Origin of the sequence: Gordonia sesuvii (genome assembly GCF_036350415.1) — a bacterium.
GTDB lineage: Bacteria > Actinomycetota > Actinomycetes > Mycobacteriales > Mycobacteriaceae > Gordonia > Gordonia sesuvii.
On sequence record NZ_JAZDUF010000003.1, the window covers coordinates 441,285 to 458,227 of the forward strand.

The following is a 16,943-nucleotide window of genomic DNA, read 5'->3' on the forward strand; positions in this document are numbered from 1 at the left end:
GCGAATCCGCGCCTTCAGTCCAGATTCACCAGCAGTGGCTGGTCGTCGCTGCTGGTGATCCGGCGGAGCCGCTCCGCGTTCTTCATCTCCTCGTTCTCGAACCGGTTCGCGGCGTCGTGAATCCCACGTGCGTGATCGTTGACCGTCGTCACCAAGATGTCGGCTGTCGCACGCCACTGCCCTGTGACTGCTGACAAGGCAGCCTTCGAGGCGCCTGCCCAGCCGCCGAGAGCCGCATCGAGTTCGCGGTGCTCACGGTCGAAGATGTCAGAGACGTCACTTGCGGCCTGACCGATCCGCGTCCCTGACGCCCGCATGACGCGAAAGTCTGCCCTCAACTCGTCCTGTGTGGTCATATCTCCCCCGCTGCGAATCGTTCGCCGTCCGTCTCCGCCATGTATGTAGGACGCGCGGGTGCACTCGTCGGTTCCGTCGTCGACCGGGTCGATTCGTTGCGGATCCGGATTCGCCATACTGTCCGATGTGCGCGAACCCGGATCAACAGTCATCGAGGCCTTCGACGTCGCCGAACCTGTGTGGGCCACCGCGGGAGCCCTGCTGTTCGTGCTGGTACTCGCGATGGTGTTCGGCACGGTGGCGCGATGGGTGTTGCGGCGACGGGCACGGCTGAGCTTCACCGCGTCCGTCGTCCTGTCGATTCTGGGATCGGCGGTGGGACTCCTGGTCGCCGGCGTGGTGAACCCCGACGCCCGGGTGTGGAGCGCCGTCACCGTCATCCTCTGCCTGCTGAGCTCGATCGGCGCCGTCGCCACCTATGGTGCGATCGCAACCCACTTCCAGCGCCAGCACCACGTCCCGATCACCGAGTTGTTGGCGGCGGGCGAGTCCGACCGCGTCGAGTTCAAGTCGACCGCACGGATCAACATGCGCACCGGCGACAAAGATGCGCGGATGGAGCACGTGATCGTCAAGACCGTGTCCGGCTTCCTCAACGGAGGGGGCGGCACACTGCTGGTCGGCGTCGACGACGACGGCAACCCGCTGGGCCTCGATCGCGACTACGCCACGTTGAAGGTGCCCGACGCCGACCGGTTCGAGCTGTGGCTGCGGGATCTGTTCACCACCGCCCTCGGCCAGAATGCGGCCGCCGCCATCGGCGTCAGCATCGAGGACGTCACCACAGACGACGGTGCGCAGCCGGTCTGCCGGATCAGCTGCTCACCGTCGACGCGACCGGTGTATCTGCGTGCCGGTAAGAACGCCACACCCGAGTTCTGGGTGCGCACCGGCAATTCCACACGGCAACTCACCGTCGACCAGGCCGCCGACTACGTCATGAACCGATGGCCACTGGGCGCCGGTTCCGCGGTCGCCGCGCAGGTCCGTGCCGCGGTGCGATTCTCTGTCGATCGCTGACCCGGACAGCATCACTCGGCGTCGAGGATGCGCCGCAGGGTCTGGGCGAAGCCATCGGGTTCGCCGTGCATTCCGTATTCGCCACCCAGAAAACCGTTGTGCCCGCTCGGGAAATCGATCTGTTCGAGGCCGGCCGCCGCGGCCAGCGCCGCGGCGCTCCGATGGGCGACCTCGCCGGACGATTCGACGCCGGTGCCGATCACCACCCGGGTCGACGCTGCACGTAGCGCATCGACGTCGAACTCGTAGCTGGTGCAGGTCCTGATGTTCAAACCGATCAGCGGGTCGGTGCGGTCACCGTCATCCTCCGTCGGCAGGCCGAACTGAGCCGGATTCGGTTCCGGTTCATCGAGATATGACGACGCCAACTCGCCCTTCTGGGAGACCAAGGCGACGAACTTCGCCATCGCCGGCCCGAGTCCCCGTGCCTGATAGGTGTCGTACATGTCGTCGCACACGGCGAGGATCACGTCGCGGTCGGGCAGAAACTGTGCCGTCGGTGGCTCATGCGCCACAAGGGTGGTCACCAGGTCGTCGTCCCCACGTCCGACCAGCGCCAGCGCGTTGACCGCTCCCCCGCTGCTGGCGAGCATGTCCACCGGGCCGGCATCGAGTTCGGTGATGACAGCGGCGATGTCGTCGGCATGGACGAGTGGGGTGTACTCCGCGGCGTCGTCGGTCCGGCGGCTACGGCCGACGGCCCGCGGGTCGTAGGTGACGATCACCCGATCCGCGAAGAAGCCCGAGAGGGTTGCGAACCCGCTTGCGTCCATGGGTGATCCGACGAGGAACAGTGGTCGGTTCGATGTGGTAGCTGCGGTGCCGCGGATGTCGTAGGTCAGTACTGCTCCGGGCACCTCGAGGGTGTGCGTTTCCGATGTGGTCATGATCAGTCCTTGTGTCTGGATGAAGGTCATCGGTCAGACGCGTTGCATCGCAGCGTATCCGAGGGTGAACGGCGCATTCTGCTCATTCGTGCCGTGGACGATGGCGGTTTGCCGTGTGCCGTCCGACGCTGCGGTCCACGACCGGATCGTCCTGGTCGTGTTGCCGGGACGCGGGCACGTCTGCACCGGTGGGTCCAGTTTCGCGGTGTTCCCGCGGACGAGCATCGACCATACGCAGCCGTCGTCGGTCTGTGCGGTGATGCGATTGCCGTAGTCCGCGGTCATCAGGACGGCCCCCTGCTCGGGGGTCGGTCGCACTCCGTCGGCGCCGCGCACGATGCTGATGTTGCGCATCGATGCGGGGTCGGCGGCGTCGAACCGCCACGTCCCGACGAACGCGGAGACTGCCGCCCCGTCACCGTCATCGGTTCGGGTACGCGCCCCGGTGGGCAATGCGAAGTCGAGGTCGCGGTCGGCGCGGTGACTCTTGGCGGTGATCTTCTCGGTCATCGCGTCCCCGTCGACAGTCGCCGTCCACGACGTGATCGTGTACGAGACGTTGGACGTCGGGTTGTTGCACAGCTGCGCGGGCGGATCGAGACGCAGCGCGTCTTCGCCGGCGTGGAATCGCCAGGTGCAGCCGACATCGGTCCGCCCGATCACGATGTCGCCGTCGGGATTCTGCGGGTCCCGAGTGAAGACGACGTCGCCCACCTGTGGCGCCTGCTGCGGGCCCGTCGGCAGTGCGAGCTCGGCCATGTTCAGACCAGACGACGGATCGGGCTGATCGTAGTTCCATTTCCCGAGATAGCGGTCGACGCGACTCTGCGACGCCTCGTCGGTCGGCGAACTGCACGCGGCGACGACACCGACGAGCAGGATGAGAGCGGGTAGCAGCGAGCGTCTGGTCATGGGTGGCTCCCGACGATATAGTGACTCGGCTGAAGGAAAGTAGTTTATCTATCGACTAGATAAACTAGTTATCAGATTAGCGAGGTATTCACGGGTGTCAAGCTCTCATGCGGATCTCACGCGCGAGATCGCCCAGCGACTGGGCCGCACGGTGGAGTGGGGAATGCGGATGAACCACTCGGCCGCATCGTCGCTGAACATCAACACCAGTGACATGTTCTGTCTGCAGGCCCTGCAGTCCGGCCCGAAGACAGCCGGCGAACTCGCGCGACATCTCGGCATCACCACCGCGTCGACGACGACGATGATCGATCGGCTCGAGCGCGCCGGGTTCGTCACTCGCACACGGGATCCGCAGGACCGCCGACGGGTTGCCGTGCAACTCGTCGACGATCGCGCGCGTCAGGAGATCGCACCGCTGTTCGCTCCCCTGGTGCGATCCTGGCTCCAGCACCTGGCCGACTACGACGAAGCCGAGCTCCGGGTGATCGCGGGGTTCCTCGCGTCCGTCGAGGAGTCGTTCGCGGCGGAGATCGAGGGCTGACCACGTTCTGGCCACAGCATGCGAACGGCCCCCGCGCTCCGGAGCTGCGGGGGCCGTTTGCGATTCGGCTTGCGTGATCTCGATACGCCCTCGGCTAGCGCCTCGGACTACTCGATCGGCGGTGGGGCGGACTACCCGATCGGCGGGTGGCGGTTCTGGCCGCAGTTGCAGGTTCTGGCCGCAGTTCCGGGTCCAAGCCGGAACCTGGAACTGCGGCCGGAAACAGCGAACGGCCCCCACACTCGAGGCGGTTTCAAGGGGTCGACGCAACACTGCCTGTTCTACTGGGTGGTGATTAGATCACGCAGACGCTCGGCTGGGGTATCCCAGCCGAGCGTTTTGCGTGGGCGGCCGTTGAGCTCCTGCGCGACGTGCTCGAGATCAGCCGGACCGTAGACGCTTAGGTCGGTGCCCTTGGGGAAGTATTGGCGGAGCAGCCCGTTGGTGTTCTCGTTGCTGCCGCGCTGCCAGGGACTGGCCGGATCGCAGAAATACACTTGCATGTCGGTCGCGACCGCGATCTGCTTGTGTCGGGCCAGTTCGGCGCCCTGGTCCCAGGTGAGCGACCCGCGTAGGTGCGCGGGCAGGTCCTTCATCGCGGTGATGAGTGCGTCGCGGACCTGTTCGGCGTCGTGTCCGTCGGGAAGGTGTAGCAGCATCGTGTAGCGGGTGGCGCGTTCGACGAGGGTGCCGATCGCGGTTTTGTTCTGCTCACCGGTGATCAGATCCCCTTCCCAGTGGCCGGGAACGGCGCGGTCGGCAACTTCGGCGGGACGTTCGCTGATCATCACCATCGGGTCGATGAACCGCTGATACCGCTCGCCTTCTTTCCGCCGCGGCTTGCGTCTGGTGCGCCCGGTTCGGAGTGCTTGCTGCACTTCGCGTTTCATCCCTCCTCGGGCTTGGAAGTATAAGGCTTGATAGATCGTTTCGGAGGTGTCAGATGTTCTGTGTAAGTCCGGTGCTCGGTAGTGAGAGGAAGATCTATGAGCATGGCGACAGACAGCGACAATCAGCACGACGAGGAGCAGCTGCCGGAGTTGGCTGAGCCTCGCTCGACCGCGGAGGTGGCTGAGGCGTTGGAGGCCTCGGGCATGATCGATGGGCTGCTGGCCCAGATCGACTCTGGTCAGATCCAGATCACCGGCGAAGGTGGCCTGATCCCGGGGCTGATCAAAGTCGCTCTCGAGCGCGGCTTGAGGGCCGAGCTGACCGATCATCTCGGCTACGCGAAGGGCGATCCGGCCGGCCGGGAGCTACCGAACGCCCGTAACGGGACGACGCCGAAAACGGTGGCGTCGGAGGCCGGGCCGGTCACGTTGAACATCCCCCGCGACCGTGACGGCTCGTTCACCCCGCGGCTGGTGCCGCGCGGCTCGCGGCGGCTCGGCGGGCTCGATGACATCATCATCTCGCTGTATGCCGGCGGGATGACGTTGCGCGATATCCAGCATCATCTGGCGTCCACGCTGGGCACCGAGCTGTCGCATGAGACGATCTCCAAGATCTGCGACGAGGTCCTCGACGCGGTCGATGAATGGCAGAACCGGCCACTGGAACCGCTGTATCCCGTGATGTTCCTCGACGCGCTGGTGGTCAAGGTCAAAGACGGCGCTCACGTGCGAAACAAGCACGCCCACATCGCAATCGGCGTCGACATGGCCGGCGTCAAGCATGTGTTGGGGATCTGGATTCAGGCCGAGGAAGGCGCGAAGTTCTGGGCCGGGGTGTGCGCGAATCTGGCCAACCGCGGCGTCAAAGACGTGCTGATCGTGTGCTGCGACGGACTGACCGGATTCCCTGAAGCGATCGAAGCGACCTGGCCCAAAGCCACCGTGCAAACCTGTGTGGTGCACCTGATCCGCAACGCGATGCGGTTCGTGAACTACAAAGACCGCAAAGAGGTGGCCCGCGCGCTCAAACCGATCTACACCGCGCCGAACGCCGAGGTCGCCCGCCGCGAATGGGAAGCCTTCCGCGACTCCGAACTCGGCGCCAAGTATCCCAGCGCGACCCAGGCGTTCGACCGTGCCTGGGACCGGTTCATCCCGTTCCTGGAGTTCCCGCCGGAACTGCGCAAGGTCATCTACACCACCAACTCGATCGAGTCACTGAACTATCAGCTCCGCAAGATCATCAAGAACCGCGGCCACTTCCCGAACGATGCCGCGGTCCGCAAACTGCTCTGGTTGGCGATCTGCGACATCGAGGACAAACGAGCCATCGCACGGGAGAAGCAACGCGGCAAACGCGGCCAGGTCAGCCCACAGGCCCCCGGACGACTCGTCGAGGGCCAAGTCGTCACCAACTGGAAACAGGCCCTCGGCCAGCTCGCGCTGGCCTACCCCGAACGCATCGAACCCCACCTGAACTGACCCGCAGCAACCGACAGAAAAACAAGGAGCGACGTTCTTACACAGACATCTTGACAAGCTCATCGTTTCGTGGCTCACCCGCATACTCTCGTCGTCGGGATGATCCCGGCGCAGGCGATGCGAGATCTGCTCCGGCGAGAGCTTCCTCGACAAGCCTTCCTCGACCGCTGCCCGTAGGACCGTGTTCACCACCAGCTTGGACTTCTTGGGCCGCGCCCGGGCCGCCGCTGCGGCCCGATCCGCCTGGTGCGGCAGATACCGGCCGGCGACACTATGCGCACGCACCTCGCGGGAGATGGTCGAGACGTCCTTCCCGATCCGCGCGGCGATGGTCCGCATCGAATCCTTGACCACCAGCCCGTCAGCGATCGCAATCCGATCCTCCAGCGACAGATACCGATCGCTGATCACCGAGACAGCGACATCCGGGCAGGTCATAGTGGCCACGGGCTGTTTGTAGACGGTTCCGTGGTGGTAGTCCACGACCCGCCCGTCCGGATAGATCCGCGTGTTGCGCGTTTGCCGGATTCCCTGACGCCAGTCCCGGCCGGTGCGTTCGTTGACCCCGACTTCGCGGGCCGCCCGCACCGCCGACCAGCCCTGCCCAACCAACTCAAGGAACCGCTTCTCGGCCTCCGGCTTACCGACCGCCTTCAGCTTCGCGGCAGAGACGAGACCAGCATCGACCAGGACCCGGCGAGCAACCGAGAACGCCACATCGCACTCGATCGCAGCCCTGTTGATCGAGCCGGTCCTAGTGAACACAGCCACGATCCGTCCCGGATCAGCCGGCTTACCCGGCCCGCGTGGCCGCCCTACCGGCCGGCCGATCGCCCGGAGAATCGCGTAGCACCGTTGCCGCGGCACACCGACCGCAACAGCGGCTTCCTTCACCGGCACCCCGGCATCCACCAGCCTCGCCAACTGGTCACCGAACCGAACACAGTCCTCCTGAAACGACATGATCGTCGCAACCTCTCATCTGAGAGTGTTGCGACGATCATGTGAACCCGCCGGAAAGTGCGGGGGCCGTTTGCGATTCGGCTTACGTGATCTCGATACGTCCTCGGCTAGCGCCTCGGACTACTCGATCAGCGGTGGGGCCTACCGGTAGTCGTTGGAGAACCCGTAGTCGTCCAGCGGCACCGCAGCGCCGGCGGGAGCACCGAAGGTGCCGTCCGGGCTGTAGTAGGTGTCGTCGTAGGACGGCACCGCGTAGGCCGCGGCACGTGCTTCCTCGGTCGGCTGCACCTGGATGTTGCGGTACCGGTTGATGCCGGTACCGGCCGGGATCAGCTTACCGATGATCACGTTCTCCTTGAGACCGATCAGCTTGTCGCTGCGGCTGTTGATGGCCGCATCGGTCAGGACACGCGTGGTCTCCTGGAACGACGCCGCCGACAGCCACGACTCGGTCGCGAGGCTGGCCTTGGTGATACCCATCAGCACCGGACGTCCGGCGGCGGGCTCGCCACCCTCGGTCACGACGCGACGGTTCTCCGACTCGAACTCGGCACGCTCGGTGAGCGAACCGGGCAGGAACTCGGTGGCACCGGAGTCGATGATCGTCACGCGACGCAGCATCTGACGCACGATGGTCTCGATGTGCTTGTCGTGGATCGACACACCCTGGCTGCGGTAGACCTCCTGGACCTCGTTGACGAGGTGCACCTGCACCTGACGCGGGCCCATCACGCGCAGCACCTCGTGCGGGTTCGCCGAACCCTCCATGAGCTGCTGGCCCACATCGACGTGGTCACCGTCGGCCAGCAGCCGCTCGGAACCGTCGTCGTGCTTGAACACGCGCAGACGCTGACGCTTCGAGATCTTGTCGTAGACAACCTCTTCCGAGCCATCATCGGGGATGATGGTGATCTTGTAGAAGCGGTCGTCGTCCTCGAGGCGCACCCGGCCGGAGACCTCCGCGATCGGCGCGACACCCTTGGGCACGCGCGCCTCGAAGAGCTCCTGGACGCGGGGCAGACCGCCGGTGATGTCCTCACCGACGCCACCCTGATGGAACGTACGCATCGTCAGCTGGGTACCGGGCTCACCGATCGACTGGGCCGCGATGATGCCGACGGCCTCGCCTATGTCGACGAGCTTGCCGGTCGCCATCGAACGGCCGTAGCAGCACGCACACACGCCGGTGCCGGTGGCACAGGTGAGCACCGACCGCACCTTGACCTGGGTGATACCTGCGGCCAACAGTGCTTCGATGGCCGGGTCGCCGAGGTCGTGACCCCGTTCGACGATGACGTTGCCGTTCTCGTCGAGCGCGTCGGTCGCCAATGTGCGGGCGTAGGTGGAGGTCTCCACGTGCGCGTCGCGGATCAGCGTGCCGTCGGGCTGCTTCTCGGCGATCGTGGTGTTGATGCCACGCTCGGTGCCGCAGTCGGTTTCGCGGACGATGACGTCCTGGGACACGTCCACCAGACGACGGGTCAGGTAACCCGAGTCGGCGGTACGCAGCGCGGTGTCGGCCAGACCCTTACGGGCACCGTGGGTGTTGATGAAGTACTCGGCCACGGTCAGGCCCTCGCGGAACGAGGACTTGATCGGACGCGGGATGAACTCACCCTTCGGGTTGGTCACCAGACCCTTCATGCCCGCCAGCGAACGGATCTGGGTCATGTTGCCCGCCGCACCCGACTTCACGATCATCGGGATCGGGTTGTCGTCGGGGTAGTGGGCCTCCATGACCTGGCCGACCTCTTCGGTCGCCTGCTTCCAGATCTCGACCAGCGCGTCACGACGCTCTTCCGGAGTCAACGCACCGCGCTGGAACTTGCGCTCCAGGCCGTCGGCCCGCTCCTCGTACTTGTCGAGGATCTCCTTCTTCTGCGGCGGCACCAGCACGTCGGCCATCGACACGGTCACACCCGAACGGGTGGCCCAGTAGAAGCCGACATCCTTGAGCTTGTCGACGGTCTGGGCGACCACGATCATCGGATACCGCTCGGCCAGGTCGTTGATGATGACGGCCTGACGCTTCTTCGGCATCTGCTCGTTGACGAACGGGTACTCCACCGGGAGCAGCTCGTTGAACATGACGCGGCCCAGCGTGGTGTCGCAATCCCAGGCCTGACCGTAGGTCCAGCCGTCCGGGAACAGCTCGGCCTCGAGGTCGGCCGGCGGGCGCTGATCGGTCAGGCGCACCTTGATGCGCGACTGCACGGTCAGTGCACCGAGGTCGACGGCCATGATGGCCTCGGCCGGAGTGGAGTAGACACCGCGCTCGACGTCGTCGTTCGATGCCGGGCTGTACTCGCCGGTCGCACCCTCCTTGAGGGTGGTCAGGTAGTACAGACCGGTCACCATGTCCAGACGCGGCATGGCGAGCGGACGGCCCGATGCCGGCGACAGGATGTTGTTCGACGACAGCATCAGGATGCGCGCCTCGGCCTGCGCCTCCGCGGACAGCGGGAGGTGCACGGCCATCTGGTCACCGTCGAAGTCGGCGTTGAACGCCTCACACACCAGCGGGTGCAGCTGGATGGCCTTGCCCTCCACCAGCTGCGGCTCGAAAGCCTGGATGCCGAGGCGGTGCAGCGTCGGTGCGCGGTTCAGCAGCACGGGGTGCTCGCCGATGACCTCTTCGAGGACGTCCCACACGGCGGGGCGCTGACGCTCCACCATGCGCTTGGCCGACTTGATGTTCTGTGCCTGGTTCAGGTCGACCAGACGCTTCATCACGAACGGCTTGAACAGCTCGAGCGCCATCAGCTTCGGCAGACCGCACTGGTGCAGCTTGAGCTGCGGGCCGACGACGATGACCGAACGGCCCGAGTAGTCGACGCGCTTGCCGAGCAGGTTCTGACGGAAACGACCCTGCTTGCCCTTGAGCAGATCCGAGAGCGACTTCAGCGGGCGGTTGCCCGGTCCGGTGACCGGACGGCCGCGACGGCCGTTGTCGAACAGGGCGTCGACCGACTCCTGCAGCATCCGCTTCTCGTTGTTGACGATGATCTCGGGGGCACCGAGGTCGATCAGTCGCTTGAGGCGGTTGTTGCGGTTGATGACGCGGCGGTACAGGTCGTTGAGGTCGGAGGTCGCGAAGCGGCCACCGTCGAGCTGCACCATCGGACGGAGCTCCGGCGGGATCACCGGCACGGCGTCGAGCACCATGCCCAGCGGCGAGTTGCCCGACTGCTGGAACGCGGCGACGACCTTCAGTCGCTTGAGCGCACGCAGCTTCTTCTGGCCCTTGCCGTTGCGGATGGTCTCGCGCAGCGAATCGGCCTCGGCGTCGATGTCGAAGTTCTCCAGGAGCTTCTTGATCGCCTCGGCACCCATCGCGCCGGCGAAGTACTCGCCGAAGCGCTCGTCGAGCTGCCGGTAGAGCTTCTCGTCGATGATCAGCTCGCCCGGGCTCAGCTTGACGAAGCGGTCCCAGATCTCCTCGAGCTCGTCGAGCTGACGCTGCGCGTGATCGCGCATACGACGCATCTCGCGCTCGGCACCGTCACGCACCTTGCGGCGCACGTCGGCCTTGGCGCCCTCGGCCTCCAGCTCGGCGAGATCCTCTTCGAGCTTCTGCTGACGCTCGTTCAGATCGACGTCACGCTGGTCGGCGACGGCCTTCTTCTCGACCTCGATCTCGGCCTCACGGGTCGACAGCTCCGCGTGACGCAGCTCGTCGTCGACCGACGTGATGACGTAGGCGGCGAAGTAGATGATCTTCTCGAGATCCTTCGGCGCCAGGTCGAGCAGGTAGCCGAGCCGGCTCGGCACACCCTTGAAGTACCAGATGTGGGTAACCGGGGCGGCCAGCTCGATGTGGCCCATCCGCTCACGACGCACCTTGGCGCGGGTCACCTCGACGCCGCAGCGCTCACAGATGATGCCCTTGAAGCGGACGCGCTTGTACTTGCCGCAGTAGCACTCCCAGTCGCGGGTGGGGCCGAAGATCTTCTCGCAGAAGAGTCCGTCCTTCTCCGGCTTGAGCGTGCGGTAGTTGATGGTCTCGGGCTTCTTGACCTCACCGTACGACCAGTTGTGGATGTCATCGGCCGTGGCGAGACCGATCTTCAGTTCGTCGAAGTAATTGACGTCGAGCACTTGTTACCTTTCGAGAGCTCTAATGTCGTGGGTCGGTGAGGGTCAGTTGGCGAGATCGTCGACCGTCGCGGACTCGTTGCGCGACAGGTTGATTCCCAGGTTCGCCGCAGCGCGCTCGAGGTCCTCGTCGTCGGAGTCCTGCATGGTGATCGCGGCACCGTCGGACGACAGCACCTCGACGTTCAGGCACAGCGACTGCAGCTCCTTGAGAAGCACCTTGAACGACTCCGGGATACCCGGCTCGGGGATGTTCTCGCCCTTGACGATCGCCTCGTACACCTTCACGCGGCCTACCACGTCGTCCGACTTGATGGTGAGCAGCTCCTGCAGCGTGTAGGCGGCGCCGTAGGCCTGCATGGCCCAGCACTCCATCTCACCGAAACGCTGACCACCGAACTGCGCCTTACCGCCGAGCGGCTGCTGCGTGATCATCGAGTACGGACCGGTCGAACGCGCGTGGATCTTGTCGTCGACCAGGTGGTGCAGCTTGATGATGTACATGTAGCCGACCGAGACCGGGTACGGGAACGGCTCGCCGGAGCGACCGTCGAACAGCGTCGCCTTGCCGTCGCTGTTGACCATCACCTCGCCGTCGCGGTTGGGCAGCGTCGAGCCCAGCAGGCCCTGCAGCTCCTCCTCGCGCGCACCGTCGAACACCGGGGTGGCGGTGTTGGTGTCGGGCTCCGCGGAGTACATCTCCTCGGGCAGCTTCGACGCCCAGTCCGGCACGCCGGAGGCCACGTTGATGTTCCAGCCGGCCTTGGCGACCCACCCGAGGTGGGTTTCCAGGATCTGGCCGATGTTCATACGACGCGGCACACCGTGGGTGTTCAGGATGATGTCGACCGGGGTGCCGTCGGGCAGGAACGGCATGTCCTCCTGCGGGAGGATCTTGCCGATGACGCCCTTGTTGCCGTGGCGTCCGGCCAGCTTGTCGCCGTCCTGGATCTTGCGCTTCTGAGCCACGTACACACGCACGAGCTCGTTGACGCCGGGAGCCAGATCGTCGTCGTCGTCGCGGCTGAACACGCGCACACCGATGACCTTGCCGGTCTCGCCGTGCGGCACCTTCAGCGAGGTGTCACGAACCTCGCGCGCCTTCTCACCGAAGATCGCGCGGAGCAGACGCTCCTCCGGGGTCAGCTCGGTCTCACCCTTCGGGGTGACCTTGCCGACCAGGATGTCGCCGTCGCGGACCTCAGCACCGATGCGCACGATGCCGCGCTCGTCGAGGTCGGCGAGGACCTCGTCGGAGACGTTCGGGATGTCCCGGGTGATCTCCTCGGCACCGAGCTTGGTGTCGCGGGCGTCGATCTCGTGCTCCTCGATGTGGATCGAGGTGAGGGTGTCCTCCTCCACGAGACGCTGGCTCAGGATGATCGCGTCCTCGTAGTTGTGACCCTCCCACGGCATGATCGCCACGAGCAGGTTCTTGCCCAGGGCCATCTCACCGTCTTCGGTGCACGGACCGTCGGCCAGCACCTGGCCGGTCTCGACACGCTGGCCCTCGTCCACGATCGGGCGCTGGTTGGCGCAGGTGCCGTGGTTGGAGCGGGCGAACTTACGCATCCGGTAGGTGTCGCGGGTGCCGTCGTCGGCCATCACGGTGATGTAGTCGGCGGAGACCTCCTCGACCACACCGGTCTTGGTGGACACGACCACGTCGCCGGCGTCGACGGCGGCACGCAGCTCCATGCCGGTACCGACCAGCGGCGACTCGTTACGCACCAGCGGCACGGCCTGACGCTGCATGTTGGCACCCATCAGGGCGCGGTTCGCGTCGTCGTGCTCGAGGAACGGGATCATCGCGGTCGCGACCGACACCATCTGGCGCGGCGAGACGTCGAGGTAGTCGACCTGATCCGGGTTGACGAACTCGACCTCGGAGCCCTTCTTGCGGACCAGCACACGGCTGTCGCTGATCTGCCCGTTCAGGTCGTAGTTGGTGTTGGCCTGGCCGACGAGGTAGCGGTCCTCTTCGTCGGCGGTCAGGTACTTGACCTGGTCGGTGACCACACCGTTCTCGACCTTGCGGTACGGGGTCTCGATGAAGCCGAACGGGTTGACCCGTGCGTACACCGAGAGCGAACCGATCAGACCGATGTTCGGACCCTCAGGGGTCTCGATCGGGCACATACGGCCGTAGTGGCTCGGGTGGACGTCGCGGACCTCGAGGCCGGCACGCTCGCGGCTCAGACCGCCGGGGCCCAACGCCGACAGGCGACGCTTGTGGGTGAGGCCCGACAGCGGGTTGTTCTGATCCATGAACTGCGACAGCTGGCTGGTGCCGAAGAACTCCTTGATCGCCGCCACGACGGGACGGATGTTGATCAGGGTCTGCGGGGTGATCGCCTCGACGTCCTGGGTGGTCATGCGCTCACGCACGACACGCTCCATACGTGACAGACCCACGCGGATCTGGTTCTGGATCAGCTCGCCGACGGTACGCAGACGACGGTTGCCGAAGTGGTCGATGTCGTCGACCTCGACGGGGACCTCGACGCCACCGGGCACCGTCATGAAGGTGGTGGTGTGCGGGTCGGCCTCGTGCAGGCGCACCAGGTACTCGACCGTCGCGACGATGTCCTCGCGCGTCAGCACGCCCTCGCCGGACATGGGGTTGTCGGTGAGGCCGAGCTTCTTGTTGATCTTGTAGCGACCGACGCGGGCCAGGTCGTAGCGCTTCTCCTTGAAGAACAGGTTCTCCAGGAGGTTCTCCGCGGACTCCTTGGTCGGCGGCTCGCCCGGACGCAGCTTGCGGTAGACCTCGAGCAGCGCCTCGTCCTGGTTGGCGGTGTTGTCCTTCTCCAGGGTGGACATCATGATCTCGGAGAAGCCGAAGCGCTCCGCGATCTCCTCGGTGGTCAGGCCCAGTGCCTTGAGCAGCACGGTGACCGGCTGGCGACGCTTGCGGTCGATGCGAACGCCCACGGTGTCGCGCTTGTCGACGTCGAACTCGAGCCAAGCACCACGGCCCGGGATCACCTTGACGGTGTGCAGGTTCTTCTCGGTGGCCTTGTCGATCGAGGAGTCGAAGTAGACACCCGGGCTGCGCACGAGCTGGCTCACCACGACACGCTCGGTGCCGTTGATGATGAAGCTGCCCTTGTCGGTCATGATCGGGAAGTCGCCCATGAAGACGGTCTGCGACTTGATCTCACCGGTGTTGTTGTTGATGAACTCCGCGGTGACGAACAGCGGCGCCGCGTAGGTCATGTCCTTGTCCTTGCACTCCTCGACGGAGGCCTTGACCTCGTCGAAGTGCGGGTCGGAGAAGGACAGCGACATCGAGCCGGAGAAGTCCTCGATCGGGGACAGTTCGTGCAGGATGTCCTCGAGGCCGCCGGTCGGGTTGTCGTCACCCCGGGCGATGGCCTTGGCGCGCCACTCGGGGGATCCGACGAGCCACTCGAACGAATCGAGTTGGAGGTCGAGGAGGCCGGGGACCTCCAGTGGCTCGTCGATCTTTGCAAACGATGCGCGCTTGGGCGCGCCGGGGATGGTTGAGGTGGACTGGCGGTCGAGTGCCAAGATGCGTCCTTCCAACACGAAGTGTTCTACCTAGCTCGGTGCTTGGCTTGATGGGCCGTTCGCTGGTGACACCTGCGATTTCGGCGATCACCACGAGCACACACAGCAAAGGTGGCTAGAGGAAGGATCGATACATGGACAGGAGGCAGCCAGCGCAACGTCCAACTGTAGCAGAAAATAGACGCACTTTGTCAAGCCGCGTCTTGAAGTGGCTCCGCGCTAATGGCTGCCTGCACGTCGATCACTGGTGACAGAGTGGCCCGACAACGCCCATACGTCAAGCGCTACGCGCATATTCTCGTCAGAAAATTTGCGCCTTACCTGCGCAGTACGGCCAACCGCGCGCCCCCTGGTCCCCGAGGAGGCCGGAGCTTGCGCGTACCCCTGGTCCCTGAGGAGGCCGGAGCTTGCGGAGGCCGTCACGAAGGGCCGCCCCTTCGTGACGCTCGCAAGCTCGCTCCTCAGGGAACGGGGGGAGGCGCCCTTCGTGACGCTCTTAAGCTCGCTCCTCAGGGAACGGGGGGAGGCGCAAGCTCGCTCCTCAGGGAGCGGGGCAAGCAAGCTCGCTCCTCAGGGAGCGGGTCGGATAAGGGAGAGGGGGTCGCGGGAAGCGGCGAGTGCTAGAACGCCTCGACCTTGTTGATCAGCCACGCATCGCCCTGCTTGACCATGCCGAACTGATAACGCGGGGCGGCGCTCTGCCCGGCGATCCCGGCCTGCTGCTGGCTGACGATCATGTTGACGACGACCCGCGCGGTGTCGCCGTCGCCGCCACCGCTGAGATCGGCGACGCCGACCGTCTCCACGCGGCACTCGGCGACGGCCTGGGTCTGCCCGAGGATCTCGCGCTGCTGGGGCAGGTACTGGTCGAACTCGGTGAGTGCCTCGCCGGTCAGCACGGCGCGCGCCTGCTCGGCCCATTTGTCGACATCGACGGTGTTGACGGTCAACGCACATGCCTTGCTCTGCACCTGCGAGGTCAGTTCGGTCGTCGCGGGCCGGTCGACGAAGGCCTTGTTGGGCCCGATGTCGGCGCCGGGATGGAGTCCCGCAATGAGGGCGAAGATCCCCAGGACGGCCGCGATCGCGGCCATGACGACGACGGTGGCGCGTCGTCGTGAGCCGCCGGGGCGGCTGCCGGGTGATATCGCCGACTCCGGCGCGGTCGGCGCGGCTGCGCCGTCGCCGGGGCGAAGGGTGGACACGCGAGAGACGGGACGCTTCGGCGCCGGCTTCGGCTTGTCGGCGTCGGCGGCATCCGGCGACTCGGCGACTTCCGGGGTTCCGTCGGCGGCTTCCGGGGTTCCGTCGGCGACTTCCGGGGTTCCGTCGGCGGCTTCCGGGGTTCCGTCGGCGGGCTCGGGGGTTCCGTCGGCGACTTCCGGGGTTCTGTCGGCGAGATCTGGGGTTCTGTCGGCGAGATCTGGGGTTCCGTCGGCGAGATCCGGGGTTCCGTCGGCGGGATCGGCGGGGACCTGGGTGCTCTCGACGGGCTCCGACGACGACGTCTGGCCGGGGGCCGGACGGCCGGCGACGCGGGGTGTGGGCCGCCGCTTCGGCGCCTTGCGCGACGGACGCGGGTTGTTCGGCATCAGTTGCCCCCTCCCTCGGCGCCCGGCGCCGGGGCGGCCGCGCCCGGTTCCTGATACTGCAGCGAGTCGAGGGGCACGATGTCGTTGGCCTTCCACGAGTCGCCGTCCTTGGTCATCGAGACGGAGAAGCCCATGGTCTGGGTGACCCCGGCCTCGTTCTCCCGCTTCGACGTGGCGGCGACGTACACCAGCACCTTGGCCGATCCGCCGTCGGCGTCGACCTCGGTGGGCGCGCTGCGCACCAGACGCGACGTCAGCGTGGCGGCCTGCGGCCCGGCGTCGGTGATCATCGAGTTCAGGTTGCTGACGTCCTGATTGGTGATCTGTTCGCGCGCCTTGCCCGTCAGCGACGCGTCCACCCGACGCTTCCAGTCCGCGGTGTCCTGCGGATCGACCGTCGTGACGTTGATGATGGCCTGCTCGGCCCCACCGACCGCGCCGTCGCGCGCGTCCTGGATGGGCTTCTGGACGAAGTAGGCCTGGTAGCCCTGATAGCCGAACCAGACGGCGCACACGGCTGCCGCGATCACCGCGATGATCGCCGCGGCCAGCGCCACCGTGGTCCCGGCGCTGCGCGACTGTGCGGGTCCCGTCGTCGGGGACGCCGATGTGTTACTCGTCATCGGCCGTCACCTAACCATCGGGACCTGAGAGGAACCCAAAC

10 protein-coding genes and 2 pseudogenes are annotated in these 16,943 nt (G+C 65.8%); 3 read left to right on the forward strand and 9 right to left on the reverse strand.

What is annotated here, in order from left to right:
• Nucleotides 1-14: 14 nt before the first annotated feature.
• Nucleotides 15-356: a WXG100 family type VII secretion target gene (locus VZC37_RS12870; protein ID WP_330432918.1), complete on the reverse strand. Its 342-nt coding sequence runs from the start codon at nt 354-356 to the stop codon at nt 15-17.
• Between the two features lie 127 nt (nt 357-483).
• Here VZC37_RS12870 and VZC37_RS12875 point away from each other — a divergent pair, with 127 nt between their 5' ends.
• Entirely contained in the window at nt 484-1,377 is an 894-nt protein-coding gene (locus VZC37_RS12875) for an AlbA family DNA-binding domain-containing protein (RefSeq protein ID WP_330432919.1), read from the forward strand.
• Between the two features lie 11 nt (nt 1,378-1,388).
• On the opposite strand, the gene VZC37_RS12880 is transcribed toward VZC37_RS12875, so the two are convergent.
• Nucleotides 1,389-2,264, reverse strand: coding sequence for an alpha/beta fold hydrolase (locus VZC37_RS12880; protein ID WP_330432920.1), 876 nt, complete (start codon nt 2,262-2,264; stop codon nt 1,389-1,391).
• A gap of 33 nt (nt 2,265-2,297) precedes the next feature.
• Nucleotides 2,298-3,176 carry a hypothetical protein gene (locus tag VZC37_RS12885; RefSeq protein WP_330432921.1) on the reverse strand — a complete coding sequence of 293 codons (879 nt, stop codon included), beginning with the start codon at nt 3,174-3,176 and terminating at the stop codon, nt 2,298-2,300.
• 94 nt (nt 3,177-3,270) lie between these two features.
• Here VZC37_RS12885 and VZC37_RS12890 point away from each other — a divergent pair, with 94 nt between their 5' ends.
• On the forward strand, nt 3,271-3,720 hold the full coding sequence (locus VZC37_RS12890) for a MarR family winged helix-turn-helix transcriptional regulator (protein ID WP_330432923.1): 450 nt from the start codon (nt 3,271-3,273) through the stop codon (nt 3,718-3,720).
• A 281-nt stretch (nt 3,721-4,001) separates the two neighbouring features.
• On the opposite strand, the pseudogene VZC37_RS12895 reads toward VZC37_RS12890, so the two are convergent.
• Nucleotides 4,002-4,682: pseudogene (locus VZC37_RS12895) on the reverse strand (IS30 family transposase); the annotation flags it as partial.
• A gap of 24 nt (nt 4,683-4,706) precedes the next feature.
• Here VZC37_RS12895 and VZC37_RS12900 point away from each other — a divergent pair.
• On the forward strand, nt 4,707-6,095 hold the full coding sequence (locus VZC37_RS12900) for an IS256 family transposase (RefSeq protein WP_330432925.1): 1,389 nt from the start codon (nt 4,707-4,709) through the stop codon (nt 6,093-6,095).
• A gap of 60 nt (nt 6,096-6,155) precedes the next feature.
• Here the strand turns inward: VZC37_RS12900 and VZC37_RS12905 are convergent.
• The 5 genes and pseudogenes from VZC37_RS12905 to VZC37_RS12925 all read right to left on the reverse strand — a co-directional run.
• Nucleotides 6,156-7,058 (reverse strand): annotated as a pseudogene (locus VZC37_RS12905) (transposase); the annotation flags it as partial.
• Nucleotides 7,059-7,199: 141 nt separating this feature from the next.
• Nucleotides 7,200-11,156, reverse strand: coding sequence for a DNA-directed RNA polymerase subunit beta' (locus tag VZC37_RS12910; protein ID WP_330432926.1), 3,957 nt, complete (start codon nt 11,154-11,156; stop codon nt 7,200-7,202).
• Between the two features lie 42 nt (nt 11,157-11,198).
• A complete protein-coding gene (rpoB, locus tag VZC37_RS12915; RefSeq protein ID WP_330432927.1) occupies nt 11,199-14,687 on the reverse strand; it encodes a DNA-directed RNA polymerase subunit beta in 3,489 nt (1,162 codons plus the stop codon).
• 620 nt (nt 14,688-15,307) lie between these two features.
• Nucleotides 15,308-16,279: a hypothetical protein gene (locus tag VZC37_RS12920; RefSeq protein ID WP_330432928.1), complete on the reverse strand. Its 972-nt coding sequence runs from the start codon at nt 16,277-16,279 to the stop codon at nt 15,308-15,310.
• Nucleotides 16,279-16,902 carry a hypothetical protein gene (locus VZC37_RS12925; RefSeq protein WP_330432929.1) on the reverse strand — a complete coding sequence of 208 codons (624 nt, stop codon included), beginning with the start codon at nt 16,900-16,902 and terminating at the stop codon, nt 16,279-16,281. The genes VZC37_RS12920 and VZC37_RS12925 overlap by 1 nt, the downstream gene beginning before the upstream one ends.
• Nucleotides 16,903-16,943: the final 41 nt, after the last annotated feature.

Bases quoted from the DNA above. Each gene is read 5' to 3' on its own strand.
- VZC37_RS12870 (WP_330432918.1), bottom strand. From the start codon at position 356: ATGACCACACAGGACGAGTTGAGGGCAGACTTTCGCGTCATGCGGGCG.
- VZC37_RS12880 (WP_330432920.1), bottom strand. From the start codon at position 2,264: ATGACCACATCGGAAACGCACACCCTCGAGGTGCCCGGAGCAGTACTG.
- VZC37_RS12885 (WP_330432921.1), bottom strand. From the start codon at position 3,176: ATGACCAGACGCTCGCTGCTACCCGCTCTCATCCTGCTCGTCGGTGTC.
- VZC37_RS12900 (WP_330432925.1), top strand. From the start codon at position 4,707: ATGAGCATGGCGACAGACAGCGACAATCAGCACGACGAGGAGCAGCTG.
- VZC37_RS12920 (WP_330432928.1), bottom strand. From the start codon at position 16,279: ATGCCGAACAACCCGCGTCCGTCGCGCAAGGCGCCGAAGCGGCGGCCC.
- VZC37_RS12925 (WP_330432929.1), bottom strand. From the start codon at position 16,902: ATGACGAGTAACACATCGGCGTCCCCGACGACGGGACCCGCACAGTCG.